26 protein-coding genes are annotated in these 26539 nt (G+C 68.3%); 17 read left to right on the forward strand and 9 right to left on the reverse strand.

Annotated elements, in window-relative coordinates; translation table 11 throughout:
• The first annotated feature begins 55 nt into the window (after positions 1–55).
• The 8 genes from L880_RS36090 (at position 56) to L880_RS0121775 (ending at position 5178) form a co-directional block, all read left to right on the forward strand.
• Positions 56–571 carry a DUF4405 domain-containing protein gene (locus L880_RS36090; RefSeq protein WP_051443505.1) on the forward strand — a complete coding sequence of 172 codons (516 nt, stop codon included), beginning with the start codon at positions 56–58 and terminating at the stop codon, positions 569–571.
• Positions 572–675: 104 nt separating this feature from the next.
• Positions 676–1392 carry a flagellar filament capping protein FliD gene (fliD, locus tag L880_RS0121740; RefSeq protein ID WP_027477469.1) on the forward strand — a complete coding sequence of 239 codons (717 nt, stop codon included), beginning with the start codon at positions 676–678 and terminating at the stop codon, positions 1390–1392.
• A gap of 262 nt (positions 1393–1654) precedes the next feature.
• Positions 1655–2353, forward strand: a complete 699-nt coding sequence (locus L880_RS0121745) for an HAD-IA family hydrolase (protein WP_027477470.1) — start codon at positions 1655–1657, stop codon at positions 2351–2353.
• Positions 2350–2730 (forward strand): cupin domain-containing protein, encoded by a 381-nt coding sequence (locus tag L880_RS0121750; protein ID WP_027477471.1) that lies wholly within the window; start codon positions 2350–2352, stop codon positions 2728–2730. Before L880_RS0121745 ends, L880_RS0121750 begins: the two co-directional genes overlap by 4 nt.
• 358 nt (positions 2731–3088) lie before the next feature.
• A complete protein-coding gene (locus tag L880_RS0121760; protein WP_027477472.1) occupies positions 3089–3571 on the forward strand; it encodes a GreA/GreB family elongation factor in 483 nt (160 codons plus the stop codon).
• A gap of 115 nt (positions 3572–3686) precedes the next feature.
• Entirely contained in the window at positions 3687–4094 is a 408-nt protein-coding gene (locus L880_RS0121765) for an SRPBCC family protein (RefSeq protein ID WP_027477473.1), read from the forward strand.
• A 407-nt stretch (positions 4095–4501) separates the two neighbouring features.
• Positions 4502–4915, forward strand: coding sequence for a hypothetical protein (locus tag L880_RS0121770; protein ID WP_027477474.1), 414 nt, complete (start codon positions 4502–4504; stop codon positions 4913–4915).
• Positions 4916–4917: 2 nt separating this feature from the next.
• On the forward strand, positions 4918–5178 hold the full coding sequence (locus tag L880_RS0121775; protein WP_342669190.1) for a hypothetical protein: 261 nt from the start codon (positions 4918–4920) through the stop codon (positions 5176–5178).
• A gap of 334 nt (positions 5179–5512) precedes the next feature.
• On the opposite strand, the gene L880_RS0121780 is transcribed toward L880_RS0121775, so the two are convergent.
• The 7 genes from L880_RS0121780 to L880_RS0121810 form a co-directional block, all read right to left on the reverse strand.
• On the reverse strand, positions 5513–6670 hold the full coding sequence (locus L880_RS0121780) for an NAD(P)/FAD-dependent oxidoreductase (protein WP_027477476.1): 1158 nt from the start codon (positions 6668–6670) through the stop codon (positions 5513–5515).
• Entirely contained in the window at positions 6667–8055 is a 1389-nt protein-coding gene (locus L880_RS0121785) for an FAD/NAD(P)-dependent oxidoreductase (protein WP_027477477.1), read from the reverse strand. The genes L880_RS0121780 and L880_RS0121785 overlap by 4 nt, the downstream gene beginning before the upstream one ends.
• A complete protein-coding gene (locus tag L880_RS0121790; RefSeq protein ID WP_027477478.1) occupies positions 8052–8429 on the reverse strand; it encodes a (2Fe-2S)-binding protein in 378 nt (125 codons plus the stop codon). Before L880_RS0121790 ends, L880_RS0121785 begins: the two co-directional genes overlap by 4 nt.
• 42 nt (positions 8430–8471) lie before the next feature.
• Positions 8472–8966 carry an Lrp/AsnC family transcriptional regulator gene (locus L880_RS0121795; RefSeq protein ID WP_027477479.1) on the reverse strand — a complete coding sequence of 165 codons (495 nt, stop codon included), beginning with the start codon at positions 8964–8966 and terminating at the stop codon, positions 8472–8474.
• A gap of 60 nt (positions 8967–9026) precedes the next feature.
• Positions 9027–10430, reverse strand: a complete 1404-nt coding sequence (locus L880_RS0121800) for an aspartate aminotransferase family protein (protein WP_027477480.1) — start codon at positions 10428–10430, stop codon at positions 9027–9029.
• Between the two features lie 179 nt (positions 10431–10609).
• A complete protein-coding gene (locus tag L880_RS0121805) occupies positions 10610–11548 on the reverse strand; it encodes a 2-hydroxyacid dehydrogenase (RefSeq protein WP_027477481.1) in 939 nt (312 codons plus the stop codon).
• A 16-nt stretch (positions 11549–11564) separates the two neighbouring features.
• The gene (locus tag L880_RS0121810) at positions 11565–12443 is read right to left on the reverse strand and encodes a GNAT family N-acetyltransferase (protein WP_027477482.1); all 879 of its coding nucleotides are present in this window, start codon (positions 12441–12443) and stop codon (positions 11565–11567) included.
• Positions 12444–12686: 243 nt separating this feature from the next.
• On the opposite strand from L880_RS0121810, the gene L880_RS0121815 reads away from it, so the two are divergent.
• The 9 genes from L880_RS0121815 (at position 12687) to L880_RS0121855 (ending at position 24232) form a co-directional block, all read left to right on the forward strand.
• The gene (locus tag L880_RS0121815; RefSeq protein ID WP_027477483.1) at positions 12687–14168 is read left to right on the forward strand and encodes an aldehyde dehydrogenase family protein; all 1482 of its coding nucleotides are present in this window, start codon (positions 12687–12689) and stop codon (positions 14166–14168) included.
• A 208-nt stretch (positions 14169–14376) separates the two neighbouring features.
• Positions 14377–15042, forward strand: a complete 666-nt coding sequence (locus L880_RS0121820; protein ID WP_027477484.1) for a haloacid dehalogenase type II — start codon at positions 14377–14379, stop codon at positions 15040–15042.
• Positions 15043–15071: 29 nt separating this feature from the next.
• Positions 15072–16361 carry an NAD(P)/FAD-dependent oxidoreductase gene (locus L880_RS0121825; RefSeq protein WP_027477485.1) on the forward strand — a complete coding sequence of 430 codons (1290 nt, stop codon included), beginning with the start codon at positions 15072–15074 and terminating at the stop codon, positions 16359–16361.
• An 82-nt stretch (positions 16362–16443) separates the two neighbouring features.
• Complete coding sequence (locus tag L880_RS0121830; protein WP_027477486.1) at positions 16444–18063, forward strand: ABC transporter substrate-binding protein; 1620 nt, start codon at positions 16444–16446, stop codon at positions 18061–18063.
• A 34-nt stretch (positions 18064–18097) separates the two neighbouring features.
• Complete coding sequence (locus L880_RS0121835) at positions 18098–19054, forward strand: ABC transporter permease (protein WP_027477487.1); 957 nt, start codon at positions 18098–18100, stop codon at positions 19052–19054.
• A gap of 12 nt (positions 19055–19066) precedes the next feature.
• The gene (locus L880_RS0121840; RefSeq protein WP_027477488.1) at positions 19067–19975 is read left to right on the forward strand and encodes an ABC transporter permease; all 909 of its coding nucleotides are present in this window, start codon (positions 19067–19069) and stop codon (positions 19973–19975) included.
• Positions 19975–21618, forward strand: a complete 1644-nt coding sequence (locus L880_RS0121845) for an ABC transporter ATP-binding protein (RefSeq protein WP_027477489.1) — start codon at positions 19975–19977, stop codon at positions 21616–21618. The genes L880_RS0121840 and L880_RS0121845 overlap by 1 nt, the downstream gene beginning before the upstream one ends.
• Positions 21615–22706 carry a tartrate dehydrogenase gene (locus L880_RS0121850; RefSeq protein ID WP_027477490.1) on the forward strand — a complete coding sequence of 364 codons (1092 nt, stop codon included), beginning with the start codon at positions 21615–21617 and terminating at the stop codon, positions 22704–22706. Before L880_RS0121845 ends, L880_RS0121850 begins: the two co-directional genes overlap by 4 nt.
• A gap of 44 nt (positions 22707–22750) precedes the next feature.
• Positions 22751–24232, forward strand: a complete 1482-nt coding sequence (locus L880_RS0121855; protein WP_027477491.1) for an NAD-dependent succinate-semialdehyde dehydrogenase — start codon at positions 22751–22753, stop codon at positions 24230–24232.
• A 36-nt stretch (positions 24233–24268) separates the two neighbouring features.
• On the opposite strand, the gene L880_RS0121860 is transcribed toward L880_RS0121855, so the two are convergent.
• Positions 24269–25051: a MipA/OmpV family protein gene (locus tag L880_RS0121860; RefSeq protein ID WP_169737793.1), complete on the reverse strand. Its 783-nt coding sequence runs from the start codon at positions 25049–25051 to the stop codon at positions 24269–24271.
• Positions 25052–25145: 94 nt separating this feature from the next.
• Positions 25146–26516, reverse strand: a complete 1371-nt coding sequence (locus L880_RS33120) for a DUF2325 domain-containing protein (RefSeq protein WP_157463021.1) — start codon at positions 26514–26516, stop codon at positions 25146–25148.
• Positions 26517–26539: the final 23 nt, after the last annotated feature.

Below are 26539 nucleotides of genomic sequence, written 5' to 3' on the forward strand. Positions count from 1 at the left end.
GGCACAGGTCCCCCGCAGGGGCGGCCAGTTGCATGACAGTTCAAGGAATGGTTTCATGATCAAGGTTTCGCGGGAGTGGGCCACGCCCCTCACCATCGGGGTGTTTGTGTTGATGGGGGTCACCGGCCTGCTGATGTTCTTCCACTGGGACAACAGCCTGCAGAAGACCCTGCACGAATGGGTGGGCTGGGGCATGGTGGCGGCTGTGGTGGTGCATGCGCTGGCCAACTGGCTGGGCTTCAAGCGCTACTTCAAACCGGGCCCGGCCCTGTGGGTGATGGCGCTGTTCGCCCTGGTGGTGGCCGGCTCTTTCGTGCCCTGGCCGGGTGGCGCCAAGAAGGGCCCCTCCACCCCGGGCCTGGCCCTCCAGGCCGTGTCGGGCGCGCCCATCCGCCTGCTGGCACCCCTGTACGGCAAGACGCCTGAGCAGGCCCGCCAGGCCCTGACAGCGGCCGGCATCACGCTGCCCGACGACGAGGCCACGCTGGCCAGTGCCCTGGGCAAGGACCGCGAGCGCCTGGGTGTGGCGCTCAAGGCGCTGGCGCAAGGTGGCGCAGGCGCGCCGCGTTGACATGAGGGCTGATGTGAAGGCCGATATGACGGCTGATAAGAGGGCAGATCTCCCCTGATATCCGGCTTTCTCGATCCGCTGCGGCAGTTAGTGTCGGGTGGGTCATGAACATCAACACCGCCTACCTCAGCTCGCTCCTGGGTTCTTCGGCCTCCACGGGGTCCGGGTCTCAGGCCACGCAAGCAACGGGCGCCCTGGCCGCGGCCTCGGCAGCGCTGTCCAAGACGGCCACCCGCATCCAGGCCGATGCCACCGCCACCACGGCGCAACTGTCGTCGTTCGGCCAGCTCAAGTCGGCCTTGGCCAGCAGCCAGACCGCCGCGCAGGCTTTGTCCAAGCTGTCATCGACTTCGTCCGCCACCGATGTGACCCAGGCCATGGGCGACTTTTTCAACGCCTTCAATGCGGCGGTGAAGGCCGCCAAGACCACGGCCGCCGTGCCCGGCTCGGCGCAGGCCGCGCAAGCGGCGGGGCGGGTGGGTCGTGACCTCGATGGCGCCTTGACCGGGGGCGTGGCCAACCAGAACGCCATGAGCAAGCTGGGCTTGTCGGTACAAGCCGACGGCACCCTGAAGCAGGACGCCAGCAAGTTTGCCGCGGCACTGGCCAAAGACCCCGCAGGGGTGGCGGCGGCGCTGGCCCAGCTGGGCCAGCAGGTTCAGACCGCCGCCGGCAAGGAACTGGCCAGCGACGGCAACGTCGGCAGCAGTGTGGCCAAGCTGACCCAGCACAGCAGCGCCCTCACCCAGCAGCAAAAGGCCATGCTGACCCTTCAGCAGAGCACGGGCTTGTCGGTCTACCAGCGGGCGTCTGGTCAATAACGCCGGGGCTGGGGCCGGCCCGGCTGTGTACGGGCCGTTCAGGCTGTGCAGCGTGAGGGCCCCCATATCCCGGCTGGGCAGGTCGTCACCCATCGCACCATAGAAACCACTGCCGGGGCGGCTCAATTCGCAATTCGATGCTGTGCTGGGGTGGGGCTTCGACGCCTGCGATCCGGTGCCGGCTTTTAAGCTTCTGGCATGTGCTGGAGCAGGGCAAGAGGCCCTGGTCCAGCGTTGAATCCCACAGCCCAGGAGTTTGTTCATGGCCCTTCGCAATTTCAAAGTGCTCACCTTCGACGTCGTTGGAACGTTGATCGATTTCGAGCGTGGCATGCTGGACTATCTGCACCGCGCCGTGCCCGGCACCCCGGTGTCTGACGATGCCTTTCTGGCCGTCTACCGGCAGGCGCGCAAGAGTGCCGACGTCACCTGGTACCCCGATGACCTGGTGCGCGTCTGGCACGAGATCGCTCCGGGCCTGGGCCTGCCCGACAGCGATGCGCTGGCGCAGGGCTTTCGCGATTCGGTGGCTGAATGGCCTGCGTTTGCCGACTCGGTCGAGGCCTTGAAACGACTGCGTGCCCACTTCAAGCTGGTCACCATGACCAATGCCCAGACCTGGGCGTTGCGCCACTTTTCGCGCACCCTGGACGAGCCCTTCGACATGCTGCTGAGCTGCGACGACGCCCTGTGCGAAAAGCCCGATCCCCGCTACTTCGCCTACGCCCGCGGCCGCTTCGAGGGCGCCTGGGGCTTTCAGCAAGGGCAGAACCTGCACGTGGCGCAAAGCCAGTACCACGACATCGGCGTCTCCAAGCGCCTGGGCATCACCACCTGCTGGATCGAGCGGCGCCATGGCCTGAAGGATTCGGGCGGCACCATCGAGTCGGAGCACACCGTGCCCGACTACCACTTCCACACCCTGGCCGAGCTGGCCGATGCGGTGGAGGCCGGGCTGTGAGCGCCGCCGTGCCAGGTCAGGGCATCACCGTGCTGTCGCAGACTGCCAAGCTGGATGGACTGCACGACCAAGGGGGGCCAGCCCGCCCTCTGAGCCAGCCCGCCTGCCGCTTCAGCGGCCTGGACATCGCGCTGGCGGGTGCCGGCGACAGCAATACCGGCGTGTGGGAGTGCAGCCCCGGGCGCTTCGAGCGCCAGTTGCCCAACGCCGAGGTCATGCACATCCTGAGTGGCCGCTGCAACTTCACCCCCACCGGTGGCGAGCCCCTGGCCATCCGGGCGGGCGACACGCTGTTCTTCCCGGCCCACACCACGGGCGTTTGGCACATCGAGGAAACCTTGCGCAAGGTCTTTGTCGTGCTGGCGCTGCCGGCCTGAGGCCTGCGGGCCCCATTCAGCCTCAAGGCACCTGCCGCCGCAGCCCGTCGGCAACAACTCGGTGGCCGGTGCTGGAAAGCTGTTCCTGCTGCGGGAGCACCTCCAGGGCATCGCGCGCACGCGTGAAGTCGCCCCTGGGCGTCAGCCGCATGGCTGGCGCCATCGCCAACCGGGCCTGATACGATGCCCGGATTCGGTCTGTGCCTGCCGCTCGATGCACCGAGACGGGCGACAGACCGACCCCCGCCCCTTGCTGAAGCGAACCGGCACCCCGCAGAAGCCTCGACGCTTCGACGCCTGTTGGCGCCCTTCATCATCAAGACCCGCCCCTGCTTGCTCGCGCTGCCTCGCTTTCACCATGGATAAATTTTTGCTGCAGCAGCAGGTGCTGAGCCGCCTCGCCGAAGACCTGCTGCAAGTTGAACAGGCCCTGCGTGAGGCTCACGAAACGGCCACTCACGAAGAAAACGTCGCCGAAAACAAATACGACACCCTGGGCCTCGAAGCCGCCTACCTGGCCACCGGCCAGGCGCGTCGGGCCGATGCCCTGCGCCAGGCGATGGCCCAATGGCGCCAGTTCCGCCCACGCCCCTACGACGCCAGCCAAGGCATACAGCTGGGCGCGCTGGTTTGCCTGGTCGGTTCCGACGACAAACAGCAGCATCTCTTTCTCGGCCCCGATGGCGGCAGCATGAAGCTGCACGTCGGCACCCAGCTCGTTCAGGTCATCAGCAGCGAAGCTCCGTTGGGCCGGGCCCTGCTGGGCAAATGCGAGGGTGATGAGGTGTCGATGCAGCTTGGGGCCGTGCGGCAGGTGTTTGAGGTGTTGGGGGTGGATTGAGCGGAGCTGCGCTGCCAAGGCCATGGATTGGTTGGAAAGCCGCCACCTGGTTCTCAAGCGTTTGTTTCAAAATACGCGGCAGTTCCCGATCCTGGAAACACCACGGAGGCCACGTATGAAAATTCTCGTCGAAACCACGGTCGCTGCCCCGATCGATGCCGTTTGGCACGCCTACACCACACCTGAAGACATCGTTCAGTGGAACTCGGCTTCAGATGACTGGCACACCACCAAGGCCACCGTGGACCTTCGGGAAGGCGGTGCTTTTTCCTCTCGGATGGAAGCCAAAGATGGCAGCTTCGGTTTTGATTTCGCCGGAACCTACACCCGGGTGGTGACGCATCAACTGTTGGAATATTCGTTCGGCGACCGACAGGCCAAGGTCGAGTTCACCGCCACACCCCCAGGCGTCAAAGTCCAGGTGGAATTCGATGCAGAAGACACCCATTCCATCGAACAACAGCAAGGTGGATGGCAGGCGATTCTGAACAACTTCAAACACCATGTAGAGAACCAGGCATGACTCGGCTCCGCATCCGCCCCCGCCGTCATTGATTGAGAAGCTTCACGACCGGCCGCTGGCGTGGCCGATGCGTACATTGAACGACGGCAATCGGTGATGGGGGCGAGGCTCTTGGGGCCGTGACGGATTTAGGCTGGCAGCGGGCTTTTTGATGGCCCCCCTTTGCCAGGCCGTTTTGGGCCCCAAGCGGTCCATCGCCGTGCCATCGCGGTGCCATCGGCATCTACCACTGGTGGTCGTTCAGTTAAAGTCCCCGCCCTCTGGGTGATTTTTGCCCGCACGATCAACCTGCATCCCAGGGGGCACTGGGCTCCCTGTTGACGTCTTTTGAAAACAAAATCTGCTGTCTGCGATGTGTCGGCTGATGTGGTCACGCAAGCTGCAACTCTCGGAGCTGGAAAAACAACATGCTGTTAACCGATATCGCCGTCGAGCACATTTGGGTGTCCAAAAAGGATGGCGTTCGTCAGACCTTCTTGCTGCATCCGTTCACCGATACCCAGCGCGATTCACTTGGAAAATTCGAACTCGTTCGCGACGTCAGCCAACCAGGACGCAAAGACGTGAAACGCTCAACCTACGTGTCGTTTCAACAATTGGCAGAGTTGTATGCGAAAGGCGTGCTCGAAGAATTCGGGTTTTCCGTTCGCATGTGCCCACGTCAAGGCACCTACCCAGCCAAGCTTCCAGCCAAAAAGATACTGCCCACCAGCATCAAGCCAGGCTCTTCGTTCGACCTGGCGGTTCAAAAGGTGGATATTTCCAAAGAAGCCACGCGCGAATTGAGAACCGCCTTGCTTCGCACCAACGTCAAAATTTAAGAATGACGACGTCGATTGAGATGGGAGTTGCTGTGAATCCATCCCTTGCCCACGCTGAACTCATCGCCACGTTCAAGCGGGCCGAGGCAGATGCCGCACACAAGTACGGGCTGATCCAAGCGGCTGCCCATAAAGGGCCCAAGGCCATACAAGCCGCCACCGAGACAGCGGCAAAGGCCGCCAAACGCAGGGACTCGTATGCGAAAAAGCTGGAAGCGTTGGGCGTGAACCCCAAGGGTTTGGCCACCCCGCCTGCGGCGTAACCCCCCGCCCTGGGCGGCTGCGCACAACGGGCCCTGATCGCCCCAATGCCTGCCAAGCTATTCGTCGTTTGACAATGATGGCTTCTGCTTTAGCCCGGTCGTCGACGGCGACGATGTGCTGCTGCTCCTCGGCCATTGTCGCGCCCACTTGAGCAGCCCTTTCCATACGGGGCGAGACGAAGAGGGCGATGTCGCGACCCAGTCGGGACTGCCAGGTGGATTGCATCTGATGGCCATGGGAAGGTATTGGCTGACTGGCCTGCACCCGTCAGCGTAAGCCACCCCAGCATGAAACTGTCCAGCTCAAAAATGGGCTTCGTCCATTGCCCGTCTCTCAAGCCGCCTTGGCCACGTCCCCGGCAAAGCGCCCGATCGCGAAGTGGCTCAGGTCGATGGAGGTCTGGCCGGTGGCCATCAGCTCGGCCATGGTTTCACCCACCCCCGGGCTGATGGCAAAGCCCTCGCCATTGAAGCCGAAGGCGTAGTGCAGGCCGGGCACGCGGGCGCTGGGGCCCATCACGGGCTGCCAGTCGGGGGTGTAGCCCTCGATGCCGCTCCACACCCGGATCAGTTGCACGTTCTCGAAGGCGGGCACAAAGCGGCGCAGTTCACGCATCTGGCGCAGGATGTTGTCGGGCCGTGAGGCGGCGCGCACGCGCTCGGCGTCGGCCGGGCCTTTCAGGCCGCCGCCAAACACGATGTTGCCGCGGGTGATCTGGCGGAAGTACAGGCCCTCGTGCTCGATGGGCGAAGACAGGCCGATCGAGGGCCCGATGGCATAGGGCAGGGGCTCGGTCACGCCCATCTGCGGCCCCCGTGGGTCCAGCGGGGCGTGCTCGCCAAATTGCTCGGCCAGGCGCTTCGACCAGGCCCCGCAGGCCACCAGCAACTGCGCCGCCCGGAAGCGGCGCCCGTCGGCGGTGTGGGCCACAAAGCCCTGGCCGTCGCGCTCGATTTGCACCACCTCTGCGTGTTCGACGATCCGGGCCCCGGCGCGGCGGGCCGCCCGCGCAAACGCAGGGCCCGCCAGGCGCGGGTTGGCGTGCCCGTCTTCGGGTGAATACGAGCCGGCCACCACGCCGGGCGAAAAAATACCCCAGCGCTGTTGCAATTGCCGGGCGTTGAGGATCTCCAGGTTCAGGCCCAGGGGCCGCACATCGTGGGCGTGCTGTTCGATGATGGCGGCCTGCCGTTCGGTGTAGCAGACCCGCAGGTGCCCGTAGGGCACGAACTCCAGGTCTTCGCCCAGCAACTCCTTGACACGGCCCCACACCGCACGCGCACGGTTGGCCAGGGGCATCTGGAACAGCTCGCGCCCCTGGCGGCGCACGTTGCCGAAGTTGGTGCCGCTGGCCTGGCGGCCCACCAGCTCGCGTTCCAGCAGGGTGACCGACAGGCCGTGCTGCTGACGCAGAAAAAACGCCGTGGTGCTGCCCATCAGGCCACCGCCCAGGATCAGCACGTCGCTGTCTTGCAAATCGTCTCGGCTCATGGCTGCACCTCGCGGGTGTTCATCATCAGGGGCTTCACCGGGGCCTGCGAGCGCAGCCGCCCCACCTGCTCGATGGGCAGGCCGCACTGGCTGGCCACCACCTCGGCGGCGGCGTGGCCGCAGAAGCGGCCCTGGCAGCGGCCCATGCCGACCCGGCTGAAAGCCTTGGCCCGGTTCAGTTCATGGCTTTCGAGTTCGTTCACGCACTGGCGCAGGGTGCCGGCGGTGACGCCCTCGCAGCGGCACACCACGGTCTCGTCAGGCAGGCGGGCGGCCTGGGCATGCGGCCACGGAAAGGCCTGGGCCAGCCCGGCGCGAAAGCGGTCCATGCGTGCCAGGGTCTGGCGCAGGGCCGGGGCTTCGTGGGCGTGCAGCGCCTGCCCCTGGGCATGGCCCAGGTCGGCCAGGGCCGCCAGGGCCGCCAACCGGCCGGCGGCCTCGGCGCCATCGGCGCCCAGGATGCGCACGCCATCGCCGGCCAGGTACAGGCCGGCCTGGCTGCTGCGCCCGTCGCTGTCGATGCGGGGCAGCCATTGCCGGCTCAGGGGTTCGAAATCGAACTGGCAGCCGCCCAGGTCGGCCAGCTGGGCCTCGGCGCGCAGGTGCCAGCCCAGGCCCACGGCATCGCATTCAAAGCGGTGCGAAGCGCCTCGCGCATCCTTGACCACCACGGCCTGCACGCCTAGCGCGGCATCGCCTTCGATGCGCAGCGGGCTCACGCCCTGCAGTAAGGGCACCCCGGCGCGCCGCAGGCCTTGCATCAGGGCCAGGCCGCGCAAGGCCAGGCGCGGGCGCGCCAGCAGGCCGCGCAGCGCCGCCCAGCTTTTGCGTGCCGGTGCGGTGTCCAGCACCGCGGCCACGCGGGCCCCGGCCTGTTGGTATTGGGCGGCCACCAGGTACAGCAGCGGGCCGCTGCCCATGAACACCACCTGCCGGCCAATCGCGCAGGCCTGCGCCTTGAGGGCGATCTGCGCCGCCCCCAGGCTGTAGCAGCCGGCCTGGTCCCAGCCCGGCACGGGCATCAGGCGGTCGGTGGCGCCGCTGCACACCAGCAGGGCATCGAAGGGCAGGGTCTGGGGCTGGCCCTCGCGCACCACGTGCAGCTCGCCGGCGGTCAGGTTCCAGGCCAGGGTGTCGGTGTGCAGTTCAAGGTGGGGGCGCAGGGCCTCGAAGTCGCGGTGCAGGGCCTGGGCCTTGGCCGCCTCGCTGCCGTAAAGCTTGGCGTAGGGGCGTTTGAAGCCCAGGGGCTGGCGCCGGTAGATCTGGCCGCCGTCGCGGGCGTTCTCTTCCACCACCACCGGCCGCAGGCCGGCTTGCACCAGGGCCTGGGCGGCCCGCACACCGGCGGGGCCGGTGCCGACCACGATCACGCGCGGTGCACTCATGGCTGTCCTCCGTGGCGGGCCAGCGATTGCTGCAGGTCCAGGGTGGTCGGCCAGTGCTGTGCGGGGGGGCGAGTCAGCACCTGCAGACCGTCTTCGACCGGGGTGGAGCAGGCGCGCAGGCGCCGGCCTTCGGGGGTCCAGACCCAGCAGTCCTGGCAGGCACCCATCAGGCAGAAGCCGGCACGCGGGGTGCCGCCGAACTCGCTGTCGCGCACCCGCCGCCCATGCTGCAGCAGGGCCACCAGCAAGGTGTCCCCCGCCAGGGCCGTGGCCGGCTGGCCATCGATCTGCAGGTGCAGGGTGGGGCGGTCGGCTTCGGCCAGCCGCACGAAGCGGCCGGGCCTTGGAGGCGTGGGGAGCGTGGGGTCAGTCATGGTGCAAGTGCATGAGGGCGCATGGGCGCGTGGGCGTGCCAGTCAGCGCTGATGGGGAAACAACCGTTCGATGGGGCTGTGGGCCTTGATGAAGGGCGATTTGATGACGATGTAGCTGAAGTACTTCGCGATGCCGATGTTGCGTTCCAGCAGGTCTTCGACCACCTCCTGGTAGTGGTTCACGCCCCGGGTCAGAAAGCGCAGCAGGTAGTCGTAGCCGCCGCTGACCAGGTGGCATTCCAGCACCTCGTCCACCTCGCGGATGGCGCTCTCGAAGCGGGCGAAGTCTTCGCGTCGGTGGTCCGACAGCGTGACCTCGGTGAACACGGTCAGGGTGTCGCCCAGTTTCTCCAGCCGCAGGTGGGCGCCGTAGCCGGCGATGTAGCCTGCCTGCTCCAGGCGTTTGACCCGGATCAGGCAGGGGCTGGGCGACAGGCCCACGGCGTCGGCGAGGTCGACGTTGGTCATGCGCCCGTTCTTCTGCAACTGGGCCAGGATGCGCAGGTCCAGTCGATCAATCTTGAAGGCTTCGTTCATGGCGTGTGCTGGGTGCGGGTTGCGGGGATGCTGATTCTGCGACCGGCCAAGGCTTTTGAATCAGTCGATCAGGGCTGCACGCACTTCCCGTGCCTGAAGCACCTCGTCCAGGGTCTTGCGCAGGCGCTCGAACAGCTGGGCGAACTCGTCCTCACTGAAGGTCAGGGCGGGCGCAAAGCCCAGGATGTTGTCGCCAAAGGCGCGGAACACCAGGCCATGCCGGTAGGCCGTGCTGGCGATGCGATCGGGCAGGCCCAGTTCCGCGGCAAAGCCGGTCTTGCGCTGCTTGTTGCTCACCAGCTCCAGCGCACCCAGCAGGCCGCGGTGGCGCGAGTCGCCCACCAGCGGGTGCTCCAGCAGGCTGTCCAGGCCGGCCGCAAAATGCGGCGCCATGCGCTGGCCGTTGGCCAGCACGCCGCCTTCCTGGTACAGGCGCAGCACCTCCAGCGCCACGGCGGCGCTGACCGGGTGGGCCGAGTAGGTGGCCCCGTGGCCGATGGCGGCACCGGCTGGCGCGCCGTCGGCGATCGCGGCATACACCTTGTCGCTCAGCAGGGTGGCGCCCATGGGCACGTAGCCCGAGGTCAGGCCCTTGGCCATGGTCATCAGGTCGGGGTCCACACCTTCGGCCTCGCAGGCGAACATCGGGCCGGTGCGGCCAAAGCCGGTGATCACCTCATCGACCACGAACAGGATGTCCAGCTCGCGGGCGGCCTCGCGCATGGCCTTCAGCCAGCCCACGGGCGGCACGATCACCCCGCCCGAGCCCTGGATCGGCTCGCAGAAAAAGGCCGCCACCTGCTCTGCACCCAGCTCAGCCACCTTGGCGCGCAGCGCCGCCACCGAGGCGGCGATCAGGGCCTGGTCATCGGTGCCGGGGGCCTGGCGGTAGGGGTTGGGCGAGGCGATGTAATGCTGCGTGGGCAGGGGCAGATCGAAGCCTCGGTGGAAGGCGGGCAGGGCGGTCAGGCCGGCGCCGGTGGACGAGGAGCCGTGGTAGCCGCGCTCCAGCGCGATGAAGTGCTTCTTGCCGGGGCGGCCGATGGCGTTGTAGTACTGCACGATGAAGCGCACCGCCGCATCGACCGACTCCGAGCCCCCCAGGGTCAGGTAGACATGGTTGAGCGAGGGGGGCGTCAGCTGCACCAGCTTCTCGGCCAGCAGGATCGCGGGCTCGCTGCTGAAGTGGAAGTAGCCCGTGGCGTAGGGCAGGCGGCGCATCTGCTCGGCCGCGGCCTGCACCACGCTCTCCTGGCCATAGCCCACGTTCACACACCACAGGCCGGCAAAGGCGTCGAGCAGGCGGTGGCCTCGGGCATCGGTCAGCCACGAGCCCTGGCCCGAGCTCAGCACGGTGGGGCCGCGTTGTTCATGGGTGCGCCAGGCAGACACGGGGTGGATCAGGTGGGCGCGGTCGATGGCATCGAGCGAGGCCAGGGTGGGCAGGTCAGAGCGTTGGTTCATGGCAGCTTCCGTGATGGGTTCTCGGGGCAGAGGGGCAATCGAAAAACAGGTCGTCAATGCCTGAAAGCTTAGGCCGCAGCGGGCTTGCAGTGATGCTGCTTTGGGGGCTTGCGGCGGTGCAGGCTGCGGTTGTTGCGCGCCTGGCAGCAGATCCTGCGGGGCCCCGATACGGCCTCGGCTCAGTAGCCGCGCTGGCGGTCCACCAGGCCCAGCAGCGGCGCGCCGGTGGCGTGGCGCAGCAGGTTGTCCAGCACCACTTCGGCGGCGCTCAGGGGTTGCGTCATGCTGGCGATGTGGGGCGTCAGGCGGATGTGGGGGTGGGTCCAGAACGGGTGCCCGGCAGGCAGCGGCTCGGGGTCTGTCACGTCCAGGCAGGCCTCGGCCAGTTGCCCGCTGGCCAGCGCGGCCAGCAAATCGGCCTCGACCAATTGCGGGCCCCGGCCCACCTGCACCAGGCTGGCCCCCGGGGGCAGTTGAGCGAACAGCGAAGCATTGAGCAGCCCTTGCGTGGCCTCGGTCAGGGGCAGCAGGCAGATCAGGATCTCGGTGCGTGCGAGAAAGGCCGGCAGGCCCTCGGGCCCGGCGTGGCAGGGCACGCCTTCGATCTCATGGGGGGTGCGGCTCCAGCCTGCGCAGTCGAAACCCAGGCTGCGCAGCTGCTGCAGCACCGCCGTGCCCAGCGAGCCCAGGCCCAGCACCCCGACGCGGCGCTCGGCCGCCGTGCGCACCTGCAGCGGCTGCCAGCACTGCTCACGTTGCTGGCGCCGGTAGCGCGGCATGTCGCGGTGCAGGTCGAGCACCGCATGGGTCACATACTCGACCATGCCCTGCACGATGCCGGGCTCCACCATGCGCACCACCGGCAGGGCAGGCGGCAACACGCTGAAGTCGAACTGATCGACCCCTGCGCCGGACGAGAACAGCAGCTCCAGATTGGGGAACTGGTGCGCCAGGTCAGGCGGCGGCACCCAGGCGGCCAGGTAGCGCACCCGCTCGGCGTCGCCGATGTCGGGCCAGATCCGGAAGTCGATGTGGGGGGCCTGGCGGTGAAACACCTCGGCCCACAGGCGGCCACGAACCGGGTCGGATTTGTACAGAAAGATCGGCTTGGAGGTCATGGGCGGGGTTCCGGTTTCAGCCAAGGGCCTGGGTGACGACGCCGAACAGGCGCACGCCGCCTTGCGGGCTGGGCGCCAGTCGGCCGCGCACCATGGTGGTGGGGGCGTCGACGCGGGGCAGGCCCAGCTCTTCGAGCCACTCGCCCAGGCCACTGTCGAAGTCGATGTCCAGGCGCGTGAAATGACCGGCATTGAGGCCCACCAGGTGGGCGATCAGCGCCTTGGCGCCCTCGGCATCGGGCGCCACCACCGGGCCGATGTGCTGGCCGCGGCCAAACCGGCGCAGCATCGCAAAGCCGATGGCCTGTGCGTCGTCGTCCAGCACCACGCAGTCCTTGGCGTCGGCCAGCAGGTCTTCAATCAGGCCGGGGCGTGGCATGCCGCGCGCGGCAGCATCCAGGGCTTGCAGCCGGGCCAGGTCGTTGACACCGGCAGGGCGCAGGCGCACCCCGGGGGCCAGCGGGATCAGGGGCGTGGGCTGGGCCATGCCCTGGTGCTGGCGCAGCTCGCCGGTGCGCACAAAGCCCAGGCGCTCATACAGGCCGCGACCTTCGGCGGTCGCGTGCAGCAGCACGGTGCGGCCGCCCAGTGACTCCAGCAGCTGGCTCATCAGGCGCTGACCGATGCGCCGGCCCTGGCAGGCCGGTGCCACGATCACCAGGCCGATGGTGGCGTGCTCAGGGCCCCAGCACCAGCACAGGGCGGTGCCGACCAGCTCGCCATCGCGCAAGGCGACCAGGCCCTGACCGTGGGCCAGCGCCTGGGCCCAGTCGGCCGGGCGGTGTGGCCAGCGCAGCTGGGCTGACAAAGCCTGTGCCGCATCCAGGTCGGTGGCGGTCATGGGGCGGAAGATCACACCATCGTCTTCACTGGTGTGGGGCAATTGGGATGGCATAGGGAAATCTCTCTTGCGAACGGTGTATTTCGCAGTGATCTTGAACGACAAGGCCCGGCCGCGCCAGGGCTTGGCGAGCCGTTTTTTCAACTTGCAAGCTTCCCCTGTTGCGGGGGGGCGTTTTGCAATTCGCTGCCGCCCAGGCCGCGCTTACGAACACAAATGCTGAGCCTTGTTCCCTAGCATGAAGCGTTGATTCCGTCGCTGTCGCGACCCTTTCTTCCGCTTTGTGAAAGTTGCTCCATGTCTTCATTCAATCCCCAGACCGTGGCCGTGCCGGCAGGCCACTTCATCGGTGGCCGCCTCGTGGCCGGGCCACCCGCGCTGCAGGTCCGCCGCCCCTCGGACGGCCAGGTCCATGCCGACCTGCCACTGGCCGATGCGACCCTGGTCGATGAGGCGGTGCAGAACGCCTGGCAGGCCTGGCGCAACACCGACTGGGCGCGCCGGGCCCCGCGCGAGCGCGCCCGGGTGCTGCGCCGCTGGGCCGATCTGATCGAACAGTCGGTGGCCACGCTGGCCCCGTTGGAATCGGTCTGCTCGACCCGCCCCTGGCGTGATGCCACGGCCTGGGATGTGCCCTTCACGGCTGAGGGACTGCGCTTCTTTGCCGAATACGCCGACAAGCTGGGCGGCGAGGTGGCGGCCACCCAGCACGATCACCTGGGCATGGTGGTGGCCGAGCCCTACGGTGTGGTGGGCGCCATCACGCCCTGGAATTTTCCGCTGGTGATGATGTCCTGGAAGGTGGGCGCAGCGCTGGCGGCCGGCAATGCCGTGGTGCTCAAGCCCTCGGAGCTCACCCCGTATTCCGCGGTGCGCCTGGCCGAGCTGGCGGTGCAGGCCGGTGTGCCGCCAGGCCTGTTCAATGTGGTGCAGGGCGACGGCCGCACCACGGGCGAGGCGCTGACGCGCCACCCCCGCATCGCCAAGATGACCTTCACCGGCTCGACCCGAACCGGCGCCGCCATCATGGCCAGTTGCGCCCTGAACGGCCCCAAGCCCGTGACCCTGGAGCTGGGCGGCAAAAGCCCGCAGCTGGTGTTTGACGATGCCCCGGGGATCGACCGGCTGGCCGGCGTGATCGCGGGGGCCATCACCGGCAATGCCGGGCAGGTGTGTGTGGCGGGCTCGCGCCTGATCGTGCAGCGGCGCCTGGCCGAGCCCCTGGTCGAGCGCATCGCACAACGCTTTGCCGCGTTGCGCCCCGGCGCCACCTGGGACCCCGAGGCCACCTTGCCCCCGATCATCTCGGCGCCCCAGGCCGCACGCATCGTCGACATCATCGAGCGGGCCCGCGCGGCCGGCGCCCAGCTGCGTTGTGGTGGAGGCCTGTTCGACGGCGGCCCGGGCGGGGCCTACTGTCAGCCCACCCTGCTCGAAGGGGTGGACGACAGCAACCCGGCGGTGCAGGAGGAGATCTTCGGCCCCGTGCTCACCGTGCAGACCTTCGACGACGAAGAGGAGGGCCTGGCCCTGGCTGCCCACCCGCACTATGGCTTGGCTGCTGGGGTGCACACCGCCGACATCGGCCGGGCCTTGCGCGCCATGCGGGCGCTGAGCGCGGGCACCGTGTGGATCAACCGCTATGGCCGCAGCAGCGACTTTGTGATCCCCACCGGGGGCTATCACCAGTCGGGCATCGGCAAGGACCTGGGGCGCCAGGCGGTGGAGGCGAATCTGCGCTTCAAAAGCGTGCTCATCGACCTGGCCGCGACTCACTGAGGTGCATGGCTGCACGGCACCGGTGCGCACCGCATGGGATGCCGCAGCCCCCCCTTCAAACCGCAGCAAGCGCGTTTGCAGGGCCTCATTTCCATACGCCGCCAGCGGCGCTGCATGCTTCAATCAAATCGTCATCAACCTGTCGCAAAGACATCCCGGAGCGCCTGCAGGGCAGGCCATCCGACCGCTTCTTGAAGGACCTGAAATCATGGCACTGCGCCCCAAGTACATCACCTTCGATTGCTACGGCACCCTCACCCGTTTCCGCATGGGCGAGATGACCCGTGAGCTGTTCGCCGAGCAGATTCCGGCGGACCGCATGGAGGCCTTCGTGGCCGACTTCACGGCCTACCGCTTCGACGAGGTGCTGGGCGCCTGGCAGCCTTATGAGGTGGTGCTCAAGAACGCGGTGCGGCGCCTGTGCAAGAAGTGGAAGATCCAGTACCTCGACAGCATTGCGCAGCAGTACTACGACGCCGTGCCCACCTGGGGCCCCCACGCCGATGTGGCCGCCGGCCTGTCGAAGATCGCCCATGAGATTCCGTTGGTGATCCTGTCCAACGCGGCCGACGCGCAGATCCAGCACAACGTGGCCATGCTGGGTGCGCCGTTCCACCGCGTGTACACCGCCCAGCAGGCCCAGGCCTACAAGCCGCGCCTGACGGCCTTCGAGTACATGCTCGATTCGCTGGGCTGCAACCCTGAAGACGTGTTGCACGTGTCGTCCAGCCTGCGCTATGACCTGATGTCGGCCGACGACCTGGGCATCGTCAACAAGGTGTTCGTCAACCGTGGCCATGGCCCGGGCAACCCGGCCTACCGCTACGTCGAGATTGCCGACATCGGCGGCCTGCCGGGCGTCGTGGGTCTGTGAACTGCACCCCAGCCTGAACGGACCCAGCCATGAAGCTCGAATCCTATTGGACCGACTCGGCGCCCGCCTCGGGCGAGGCCGCGCCTGCGCTGCCGGCCCAGGTCGATGTGGCCATCGTCGGCGGCGGCTTCACCGGCCTGTCGGCCGCACTGGCCCTGGCGCGGCGCGGCGCCCGGGTGGCCGTGCTGGAGGCCGGTGAACGCGTGGCCGCCGAAGCCTCGGGCCGCAATGGCGGCCACGTGAACAACGGCCTGGCCGTCGACTATGCCGAGGTGGCGGCCCGGGTGGGGGTGGAACAGGCCCGCGCCTGGTACCGCGCCTACGACGATGCGGTGGACACGGTGGCGCGGGTGGTGCGCGACGAGGCCATCGACTGCGACTTTCTGCGCCACGGCAAGCTCAAGCTGGCCACCCGGTCGAACCAGATGGAGGCCCTGCAGCGCAGTGCCCAGCGCCTGGTGGCCGACGGGGTTGACCCCGAGGTGCGCATCCTGAGCGCGGCCGAGGTCCGCGACGAGGTGCAGAGCGATCGCTTCCAAGGCGGCCTGCTCTACCCGCGCAGTGCCCAGATGCACATGGGCCGGTTTGCGCTGGGCCTGGCTGCGGCCGCCCAGCGCCAGGGGGCCCAGATCCACACCGGCACCGAGGTACAGCGGCTGGAGCGCCTGAAGGGGCGGCAACACCGCCTGCACACCTCGCGTGGCAGCCTGCAGGCCGACCAGGTGTTGCTGGCCACCGGTGCCAGCCGCCACGGCGGCTACGGCAGCTTTGGCTGGCTGCGCCGGCGCATCGTGCCCGTGGGCAGCTTCATCGTCGTCACCGAGCCCCTGGGGGCCGAGCGGGCCCAGGCCTTGCTGGCGGCGCGGCGCACCTATGTGACGATTGCGAACATCCACCATTACTTCCGGCTCACAGCCGACCACCGGCTGGTTTTTGGCGGGCGCGCCAAGTTCGCCATCTCCAGCCCGCAGCAGGACCGGCAAAGCGGCGAGATCCTGCGCGCCGGCCTGGCCCAGATCTTTCCGCAACTGGCTTCGGTGCGGCTCGATTATTGCTGGGGTGGTCTGGTCGACATGACGCAAGACCGCCTGCCCCAGGCCGGCGAGCGTGACGGCCTGTTCTACGCCATGGGCTACAGCGGCCACGGCACCCAGATGGCCGTGCACATGGGCGAGCGCATGGCGGCCGTGATGGGCGGTGAGCCCCAGGCCAACCCCTGGCTGGGGCGCTCCTGGCCCGCCATTCCCGGGCATTTCGGGCCACCGTGGTTCTTGCCTGCAGTGGGCCTCTATTACCAGCTCAAGGACAGGCTGGCCTGAGCCCGCCCAGGACCCCGAGCCCCTGATTTCCATTCACAACATCGAGTTCTTCAACCCCCACGTCTTCCAGGAGCACAGCACCATGAGCGACAGCCACAACCAGTTCAAGCAACTTGTCGGTCCCGGCGAAAGCCTTCGCGTGATGGATTCGTTGCGCCGCGGCGCCAGCCGGCGCGATGTCCTGTCCATGCTGCTGGCCGGCGGCATGCAAGCCACCCTGGCGGGCAGCCTGGCCGGCATGGCCGTGACGGCCCATGCGCAGACGCCACGCCGCGGCGGGCGCATTCGCGTGGCGGCCGCCACGGCAGCCGCCTCTGACACCCTGGACCCGGCCAAGCAGTCCAACCAGACCGACTACTCGCGCGGCAACATGCTGTACAACGGCCTGTTTGTGCTCGACGGCAGCCTGACGCCCCAGCCCGCGCTGGCCGAGTCGTATGCCACCAAAGACGCCAAGACCTGGGTCTTCACCCTGCGCAAGGGCGTGAGCTTCCATGACGGCAAGGCCCTGGCTCCGGCCGACGTGGTGTTCTCGGTGATGCGCCACAAGGACCCGGCCACCGCCTCCAAGGCCAAGGCCCTGGCCGACCAGATCGAAAGCGTGAAGGCCACCGGTCCCAACGAGGTGACCGTGGTGCTGACGGCCCCCAACGCCGACCTGCCCGTCATCCTGGGCACCTTCCACTTCCACATCGTCAAGGACGGCACCACCGACTTCAATGCCGGCATCGGCACCGGCCCCTTCAAGCTCAAGGAGTTCAAGCCCGGCGTGCGCTCGGTGGTGGTGCGCAACGAGGCCTACTGGAAGCCCGGCAAGCCCTACCTCGATGAGATCGAGTTCGTGGGCATCGGCGATGAAAGCGCCCGTGTCAACGCCTTGCTCTCCGGCGGGCTGGACCTGATCGCTTCGGTGGATCCGCGCTCGGTGGCCCGCGTCAAGAGCACGCCAGGCTATGGCATCTTCACCACCCAGTCGGGCCAGTATTCGGACCTGATCATGCGCCGCGATCTGGGCCCGGGCACCAACCCCGACTTTGCCCTGGCCATGAAGCACCTGTTCGACCGCGAACTGATGAAGAAGACCATCGCGCTGGACCATGCGGTGCTGGCCAATGACCAGCCCATCGATCCGACCAACCGCTTCCATTTTGCCGGCCTGCCACAGCGCCCCTTCGACCTGGACAAGGCCAAGTTCCACCTGCAGAAGTCGGGCGTGACGGGCAAGGTGCCGGTGGTTGCTTCGCCGGCGGCCATGTACTCGGTGGAGACTGCGCTGCTGCTGCAGCAAAGCGGCCAGCGCATCGGGCTGGAGCTGGAGGTCAAGCGCATGCCGGCCGATGACTACTGGTCCAACCACTGGCTCAACAGCCCGGTGGGTTTTGGCAATGTCAACCCGCGCCCCAGCGCCGACGTGTTGCTGACCCAGTTCTTCCAATCGGATGCCGCCTGGAACGAGTCGCGCTGGAAGAACCCCAAGTTCGACCAGTTGCTGCTGGCTTCGCGCGCCGAGACCGACTTTGGCAAGCGCAAACAGATGTATGCCGACATGCAGACCCTGATCCATCAGGAGGCCGGCATTGGCATCCCGCTGTTCCTGGCCAGCATCGACGGCCACAGCAGCAAGCTCAAGGGCTTGTCGCCGATTCCCCTGGGCGGCCTGATGGGCTACTCCTTTGCCGAGAACGTCTGGCTGGACGCATGAGTCGCGCCTGTCCGCAGTCTTTGGAGGCGCAGCCATGAACGCCCTGATCCTCAAGCTTCTGGCCCGGCGCGTGGCCCTGTCGCTGCTGTCGCTGCTGGCCGTGTCGGTGCTGGTGTTTGCCATCACCGCCGTGCTGCCGGGCGACGCAGCCCAGGAGCAACTGGGCCAGGAGGCTACCCCCGAGGCCCTGGCCGCGCTGCGGGCCCAGATGGGTCTGGACGTGCCCGGCCCCGAGCGCTATTTCAAATGGCTGTGGGGGGCGGTGCGCGGCGATCTGGGCACCTCGTCCACCACCCGCCTACCGGTGGGCGAGTTGGTGGGCAGCCGCCTGCCCAACTCGCTGTTGCTGGCCGCGGTGACCGCGCTGTTCTCGGTGCCCATCGCACTCACTCTGGGCATCGTCTGCGCGGTGTGGCGCGGCTCCTGGCTGGACCGGGTGGCCTCCACCGGTGCGGTGGCGGTGGTGTCGGTGCCTGAGTTCCTGGTGGCCACGCTGGCGGTGCTGGTGTTTGCCGTCAAGCTGCACTGGCTGCCGGCGCTGTCGTATGTGAGTGACATCGAATCCCTGGGCCAGATGCTGCGTGCCTTTGCCATGCCGGTGCTGAGCCTGTGCTGCGTGATCATCGCGCAGATGATGCGCATGACCCGCGCCGCCGTGATCGACCAGCTGGATGCGCCTTACATCGAGATGGTCCGGCTCAAGGGGGCCTCGGCGGCCCGCCTGGTGCTGCTGCATGCCCTGCCCAATGCCGTGGGGCCGATCGCCAATGCGGTGGCCCTCAGCCTGTCTTACCTGTTGGGCGGGGTGATCATCGTCGAGACCATCTTCAACTACCCCGGCATTGCCAAGCTGATGGTCGATGGGGTGTCGCAGCGTGACATGCCCCTGGTGCAGGCCTGCGCCATGATTTTCTGCTCAGGCTACCTCCTGCTGGTGACCCTGGCCGATGTCTGCGGCATCGTCGCCAACCCGCGTCTGCGCCACCGTTGAAAGGGTGCTTCCATGGCCTTTGAATCCGCCTCCGTACCCCCTGCCGCACCGGCGGCATCGCCTCTGTCTGATGCGGCCCCCCGATCGCGCCGCTGGCCCAAGTGGCATCTGGGTTTTCGCTTCTCGGGCCTGCTGGGCCTGGCCGTGCTGGCCTGGTGGCTGCTGGCCGCCCTGCTGGGGCCGCACCTGCTGCCGCGCGAGTTGCTGGGCTCGGGCTCGGCCGAGGTCTTCGGCCCCATGAGCGCCAGCCATTGGCTGGGCACCGACTACCTGGGCCGCGACATGCTGGTGCGGGTGGTCGATGGCGCCCGCTACACCGTGGGCCTGGCCTTGCTGGCCACCGTGCTGGCCAGCAGTTGCGGCACCTTGCTGGCGCTGCTGGCCGCGGCCAGCGGCGGTGCGGTGGATGCGCTGCTCAGCCGCGTGCTGGACACGCTCACCGCCATCCCGAGCAAGATGTTCGCCTTGATCATGGTGGCCGGCTTCGGCTCATCGGCCGCCATGCTGGTGGCCACGGCCGCGGTGATCTACGTGCCCGGGGCCTTCCGCATCGCCCGCTCTCTGGCGGTGAACATCAACGAGCTGGACTACGTGACGGTGGCCCGCACCCGTGGCGAGGGCAAGGTCTACATCATGCTGCACGAGATCCTGCCCAACATCCTCGGCCCGATGCTGGCCGATCTGGGCCTGCGCTTCGTCTACGTGGTGCTGCTGCTGGCGGGCCTCAGCTTTCTGGGCCTGGGCATCCAGCCCCCGGCCGCCGACTGGGGTTCGCTGGTGCGCGAGAACATCGGTGCCCTGCACAACGCAGGTGCCGCGGTGATCGCCCCGGCCCTGGCCATTGCCAGCCTGACGATTGCCGTCAACCTGGTCATCGACAACTTGCCCGGGCGTGCCGCCCGTGAACGGGGAGCACGCTGATGGGCGCTTCAGTGACCGTGCAGGGCCTGTGCATCACCGCCGGTGAGCAGACCCTGGTCCACCCTTTGAGCTTTGCCATCGAGCCCGGCGAGGTGCTGGCCCTGATCGGCGAGTCCGGTTCGGGCAAGACCACCACCGCGCTGGCCCTGATGGGCTATGCCCGGCCGGGCTGCCAGATCAGTGGCGGCAGTGTGCGCATCGGTGATCAGGACGTGCTCAGCCTGAGCCCGGCCGAGCAGCGTGCGCTGCGCGGCCGCCGGGTGGCCTACATCGCGCAAAGTGCCGCGGCCTCGTTCAACCCCTCGCGCACCCTGATGGACCAGGTGGTCGAGCCGGCCCTGATCCACCAGACCCTGGGCCGGGCTGAGGCCGAGGCCAAGGCGGTACAGCTGTTCCGCGAGCTGGCCCTGCCCGAGCCCGAGACCATCGGCTCGCGCTACCCGCACCAGGTGTCGGGTGGCCAGTTGCAGCGCCTGATGGCGGCCATGGCCCTGATCACCGACCCCGATCTGGTGATCCTGGACGAGCCCACCACCGCGCTGGACGTGACCACCCAGATCGAGGTGTTGCGCGCCTTCCGCCGTGTGGTGCGTGAACGCCGCGCCACCGCGGTGTACGTGAGCCACGACCTGGCCGTGGTGGCCCAGATGGCCGACCACATCCTGGTGTTGCGCCATGGCGAGCTGCAGGAGATCAACCCCACCGGCCGCATTCTGGCCACGCCTGACAGCGACTACACCCGCAGCCTGCTGGCGGCGGCGCGCCCGGCCCCGCGCGAGGCCGGCCCCCAGGCCGGCCAGAGCGAGCTGCTGCTGGACGTGCGTGGCCTGAGCGCAGGCTATGGCCCCAAGAACGCCCAGGGCCAGCCCGCCAAGCTGATCCTGCAGGACATCAACTTCAAGCTCTACCGCGGGCAGGCGATTGGCGTGATCGGCGAATCGGGCTCGGGCAAGACCACGCTGGCACGCGCCGTGGCCGGCCTGATCGAGCCCTGCGCGGGGGTGGTGCTGTTCGACAACAGCGAGCTCAAGCCCGCGCTGGCCCAGCGCGGGCGCGAGGAGCTGCGCCGCATCCAGATCGTGTTCCAGATGGCCGACACCGCGCTCAACCCGGCGCAGACCATCGAGCGCATCCTGGCGCGGCCGCTGCAGTTCTACAAGGGCCTCAGTGGTGCGGCCCTGCAAAAGCGCATCGGCGAACTGCTGGACCTGGTGCGCCTGCCGCGCACTGTGGCCCGGCGCCTGCCCGGCGGCCTGTCGGGCGGGCAGAAGCAGCGCGTCAACCTGGCCCGGGCGCTGGCGGCCGACCCCGACCTGATCCTGTGCGACGAGGTGACCTCGGCCCTGGACACCGTGGTGGGCGCTGCCGTGCTCGACCTGATGGCCGATCTGCGCCGTGACCTGGGGGTGTCCTACCTGTTCATCAGCCACGACCTGCACACCGTGCGGGCGGTGTGCGACGAGATCCTGGTCATGCAGCACGGGCGCCAACTGGCCCAGGTGGCCCGGGCCGATTTCGATCGTGGGCCGCACCACCCCTATTACGAATTGCTGGCCCGGTCGGTGCCTGAACTGCGCCAGGGTTGGCTCGACGAACAAGACCCCGGGGCCCGGGCCCCCCAACCCCTGAAAGGATTTGCATGACACCGACGTTCCGCATCGCCCTGATTGCCGGCGACGGCATTGGCAAAGAGGTGATGCCTGAGGGCCTGCGGGTGGTGCTGGCGGCGGCCGAACGCTTTGGCTTTGCCCTCGAATGCCACACCTTCGAGTGGGCCAGCTGCGATTACTACGTGCAGCATGGCCAGATGATGCCCGACGACTGGAAGGCGCAGCTCAAGGGCATGGACGCCATCTACTTCGGTGCCGTCGGTTGGCCGGCCACGGTGCCTGATCATGTGTCGCTGTGGGGTTCGTTGCTGCAGTTCCGGCGTGAGTTCGACCAATACGTGAACCTGCGCCCGGTGCGCCTGTTCGAAGGCGTGCCCTGCCCCCTGGCCGGGCGCCGGCCCGGCGACATCGATTACCTGGTGGTGCGGGAGAACACCGAGGGCGAATACACCGCCCTGGGCGGCATCATGTACCCCGGCACCGAACGCGAGGTGGTGGTGCAGGAGTCGGTGTTCTCGCGCAAGGGGGCCGACCGGCTGCTGCGCTACGCCTTCGAGCTGGCCCGCCAGCGCCCGCGCCAGCACCTGACACTGGCCACCAAATCGAATGGCATCGCCATCAGCATGCCCTGGTGGGATGGGCGTGCCGATGCGGTGCACGCCGACTACCCTGAGGTGACGCTGGACAAGCAGCACATCGACATCCTCAGTGCCCGCTTCGTGTTGCAGCCCGGGCGCTTCGACGTGGTGGCGGCCACCAACCTGTTCGGCGACATCCTGTCTGATCTGGGACCGGCCACCACCGGCACCATCGGCCTGGCGCCCTCGGCCAACCTCAACCCCGAGCGCTGCTTTCCCTCGCTGTTCGAGCCGGTGCATGGCTCGGCCCCCGACATCTACGGGCGCAACATCGCCAACCCCATCGCCATGATCTGGTCGGGCGCGCTGATGCTCGACTTCCTGACCCGGGGCGAAGGCATGGGCCGGGCCGCCCACGACGCCATCCTGACCGCCATCGAGACCGTGCTGCGCGAGGGTCCGCGCACCCCCGACCTGGGCGGCACGGCCAGCACCACCGAACTGGGGCAGGCCATCGCCGCCCTGGTGGCCACCTCGGCCTGACGAGGCGGCCTGTCCTGATTTTTTTCGATCTCACAGCCATGACCTTGAACCTTGAACTGCAACGCACCGACCTGCTGCCCGCCCGCCATTACCTGGGCGGCGAATGGTGCGAGGCCCGCGATGGCCGCCGCCTGGCCGTCACCGACCCTGCCACCGACCAGGTGTTTGCCGAAGTACCCGATGGCGGTGCCGAAGATGCCCGCCAGGCGGTGGAGGCCGCACACGCCGCCTTCGCCAGCTGGCGCCAGGTGCCGGCCAAGCGCCGTGCCCAGATCCTCAAGCGCTGGAACGACCTGGTGCTGGCGCACGAGGACGACCTGGGCCGCCTGATCAGCCGCGAGCAGGGCAAGCCGCTGGCCGAAGGCCGCGGCGAGGTGCAGTACGCCGCCAGCTACATCGAGTGGTTTGCCGAAGAGGCCACCCGTGCCGGTGGCGAGGTGATCCCGGCCCCAGTGCCGGGCCGCCGCATGCTGGCCGTGCAGGAGCCGGTGGGCGTGATCGCCGCCATCACCCCCTGGAACTTTCCGGCCGCCATGATTGCGCGCAAGATCGCCCCCGCCCTGGCGGCAGGCTGCACCGTGGTGTGCAAGCCGGCCGAAGACACGCCCCTGACCTCGCTGGCCCTGGTGCGCCTGGCCGAGCAGGCCGGGGTGCCGCCCGGGGTGCTGAACATCGTCACCGCCTCGCGCGAGCGCACCCCCGAGGTGGTCGATGTGTGGCTGGATGACCCGCGCGTGCGCAAGATCACCTTCACCGGCTCGACCCCGGTCGGCAAGCACCTGGCCCGGCGCTCGGCCGACACGCTCAAGAAGCTGTCGCTGGAACTGGGCGGCAACGCGCCCTTCATCGTGTTCGACGATGCCGACCTGCCCGCCGCGGTGGAGGGCTTGATGGCGGCCAAGTTCCGCAACGGGGGCCAGACCTGTGTCTGCCCCAACCGGGTGTATGTGCAGGCCGGCGTGCACGACCGCTTTGTGGCCCTGTTGGCCGAGCGCGTGGGCGCCCTGGTGCTGGGCCCGGCCACCGACGCCGCGGCCCAGATCGGCCCCATGATCAACGCCCGTGCCGTCGACAAGATCGAACGCCACGTGCAGGATGCGCTGGCCCGGGGGGCCCGCGCGGTGGTGGGGGGCCATCGGGTGCGCAACGAGCGCTGCAGCGGCCCGCACTACTTTGCCCCCACCGTGCTGGTCGACGTGCGCCCCGACATGGCCTGCGCCTGTGAAGAGACCTTTGGCCCCGTGGCCCCCATCACCCGCTTCGAGACCGAGGCCGAGGTGCTGGCCGAGGCCAATGCCACACCCTTCGGCCTGGCTGCCTATTTCTACTCAGCCGATGTGAAGCGCATCTGGCGTCTGGCCGATGCGCTGGAGTCGGGCATCGTGGGCATCAATGAAGGCGCCCTGGCCGCCGAGGCCGCGCCCTTCGGCGGTGTCAAGGATTCCGGCTACGGCCGCGAGGGCTCGGTGCACGGCCTGGGCGAGTACATGCACTGGAAGTACCTGTGCCAGGGCAACCTGGCTTGAGCTGATCACCCTGGCCCACGCGCCCGGGCCCAGGCCTCAATACCGCCAGGTCAGCGCCAGCAGGGCCGTGTCCCGGTGGCCGTGCCCTGCAAGGGGGCTGTTGGCCAGAGTGCGGTCCACGAACACGCGGCGCAGGTACAGGTTCAGCACCCAGGGCCCGCTCACGGGCAGCTCGATCAGACCGCCCACATAGGGGTTCAGGGCCGCACCGGGCTGGTAGGCGCGGCCGGCTGCGGCGGCGTCGGCTGCCGTGGTGCCCAGGTAGTAGCGGGTGTAGGCCGCAGATTGGCGCTCCAGGCCCAGCTCGGGGTACAGCGTGAGGCGCCCCAGCGGCAGCTCGGCCAGGTAGCGCGCCTGCAGCAGCGTGCCGCCAGAGGCGCCGAAGTCGTGCAGCACATTCAGGCCGAAGGCGCCGATCGGCGTGACCTGCAGCGTGCCCAGCCCCAGGGGCACCGGGTCCTTGCGCGGCGACCAGCCGCCGCCCTTGTAGCCATCGCTGCGCACCTGGCCCAGCAGCTCCAGGTGGCCTGCGCCCAGGGGCAGGGTCTTGACGCCAAAGGTATCGATGCGGCCAAACAGCCGGCCCTTTTCGAAGTTCAGGTAGGGCACGACGCTGGTCCGGGCCTGCACGCCCAGGATGCCGCTGGCGCCATGCAGCACGCCCAGGCCGATGTCGCCGCTGAAGGCCTCGGGGTCAGCCCCCTTGGAGACCTCATCGCTGTGCGCGGCGTGGGGGGCGAATGCGGCCAACGTGAGCATCAGCGCAGTCATCAGGGCGCCCAGCAACGCAGGGGCTTTTGTGGAGGGGGCTGCGTGCATGGTGATGGGGCAGGGCGGCGCACTGAGCTGCCGGGTCTTGTGGGGGCGCCAGTGTAACCAGCCCGGTTGCGCTGCGGGCCAGGCGCGCTGGGCTTCAACCGTGCCGCAGGCAGATCGGGCGGGGGCGGGGCGCCTGGGTGCCGGCCCGGTTGGGTGAGCGCGCGGCCAGAGCCGCCAGAAAGCTGGCCACCCCGGCGGTGCGCAGCGGCTGGAACGGCACCCCATGGCGTGCGCACAGCTTCTTGAGCCGGTTCATCGAATCGTGGTCAACGCAATCCACCGGCAGCAGCACCAGATCGCTGCCGGGAACCAGCGCCGGCAACAGGCCTTTGCGGTCTTCCAGGCCGCCGTCGTGCAGCAGCAGTTCGATGCCGGCAGCGTCGCACAGGCGGCGGATGGCCCCGTTCGAACTGGGGCGCCCGCCCACGTACAGAACGCGCTGCCCGGCCCCCTCCAGCAGCCCAGGGTCGGGTTGGCCATGGGCTTGCTGTGAGGCACTGGCCAGCGCCGCCTCCAGGGCGGCGGCCTCGGCCCGCAGGGCCTGGTTCAGGTGCTGTTCGTCGTGCACCTGCTGGCGCAGGGCCATCACCTCGGTCTGCAGCCCTTGGCATTGGCTTTGCAAGCTGCTCGTGGCCTGGGCGCTGCGATCCCGCTCGTGGCTCAGGCGGGCGAGTTGCCGGGCCAGTGCCTCCGTGCGCAAGCTCAGCTCGGCGCTGGCGGGCACCGCCGGGCGCAGGGCCTGCCGTTGCAGGGCCTGGAGCTGCTCCTGCAGCCGCAGCAGGGTGTGCTGATGGGCTTGTTGCTGCACCTGCTGGCGCTCCTGTTGCTGAGCCAGTTGCTCGCGCAGGCTGCTGTTTTCCAGCGTCAGGGCCTGCAGGCGGGCCAGGTCGGCGCGGCTGCTCACCCCTTGCAGGTGCGACAGCATGTGCACCTCGCCAAAGGCCTGCTTGCGCAGCGCCTCGGTCACGGCGGGGTGGGTCAACAAGGCCCAGTAGGGGCCGGCGATGTCGCCCTGCTGCACGGCCTCGCGCCAGGCCTGGGCCAGCGCGGGCGCCGTCTCCAGCGGGGCGAAGCGTTGGATGGCCAGGGCGTGGCGCTGGTCCAGGGCCTTGTTGATGGCCTTGGCTCCCTCGCCCGCCTGTGCGGCCAGCTCGACGGCGCCATGGTGGATGTCCAGCTCGCTCAGCCCGGCTGCCGCCACGTTTTGAAAGCGGGCCACCAGAGGGCGCAACTCACCGACCCCCAGACAGGTGCCGATGACTGAGCAGTACATGGTGGATGCCAGGTCCTTGAGCCGGCTGCGCCGTGTGCGGACCGGCGCCCCATCGGTTTGAGAGGCCGTGGGGCTTGGGCCCCCCTCTTCGCCTGGGCTCACCCAGGGCAGGTAGGCATCACGCCGGGCCAGGCCTGCCAGGGCCGGCTTGGCCTGGGTCAATGCAGAGAAAAGAGGTTTGTTGAGCATCATGCCGTGGCCCCGGGGTGTGGCGG

Origin of the sequence: Curvibacter gracilis ATCC BAA-807, from assembly GCF_000518645.1 — a bacterium.
Classification (GTDB): Bacteria; Pseudomonadota; Gammaproteobacteria; order Burkholderiales; family Burkholderiaceae_C; genus Curvibacter; species Curvibacter gracilis.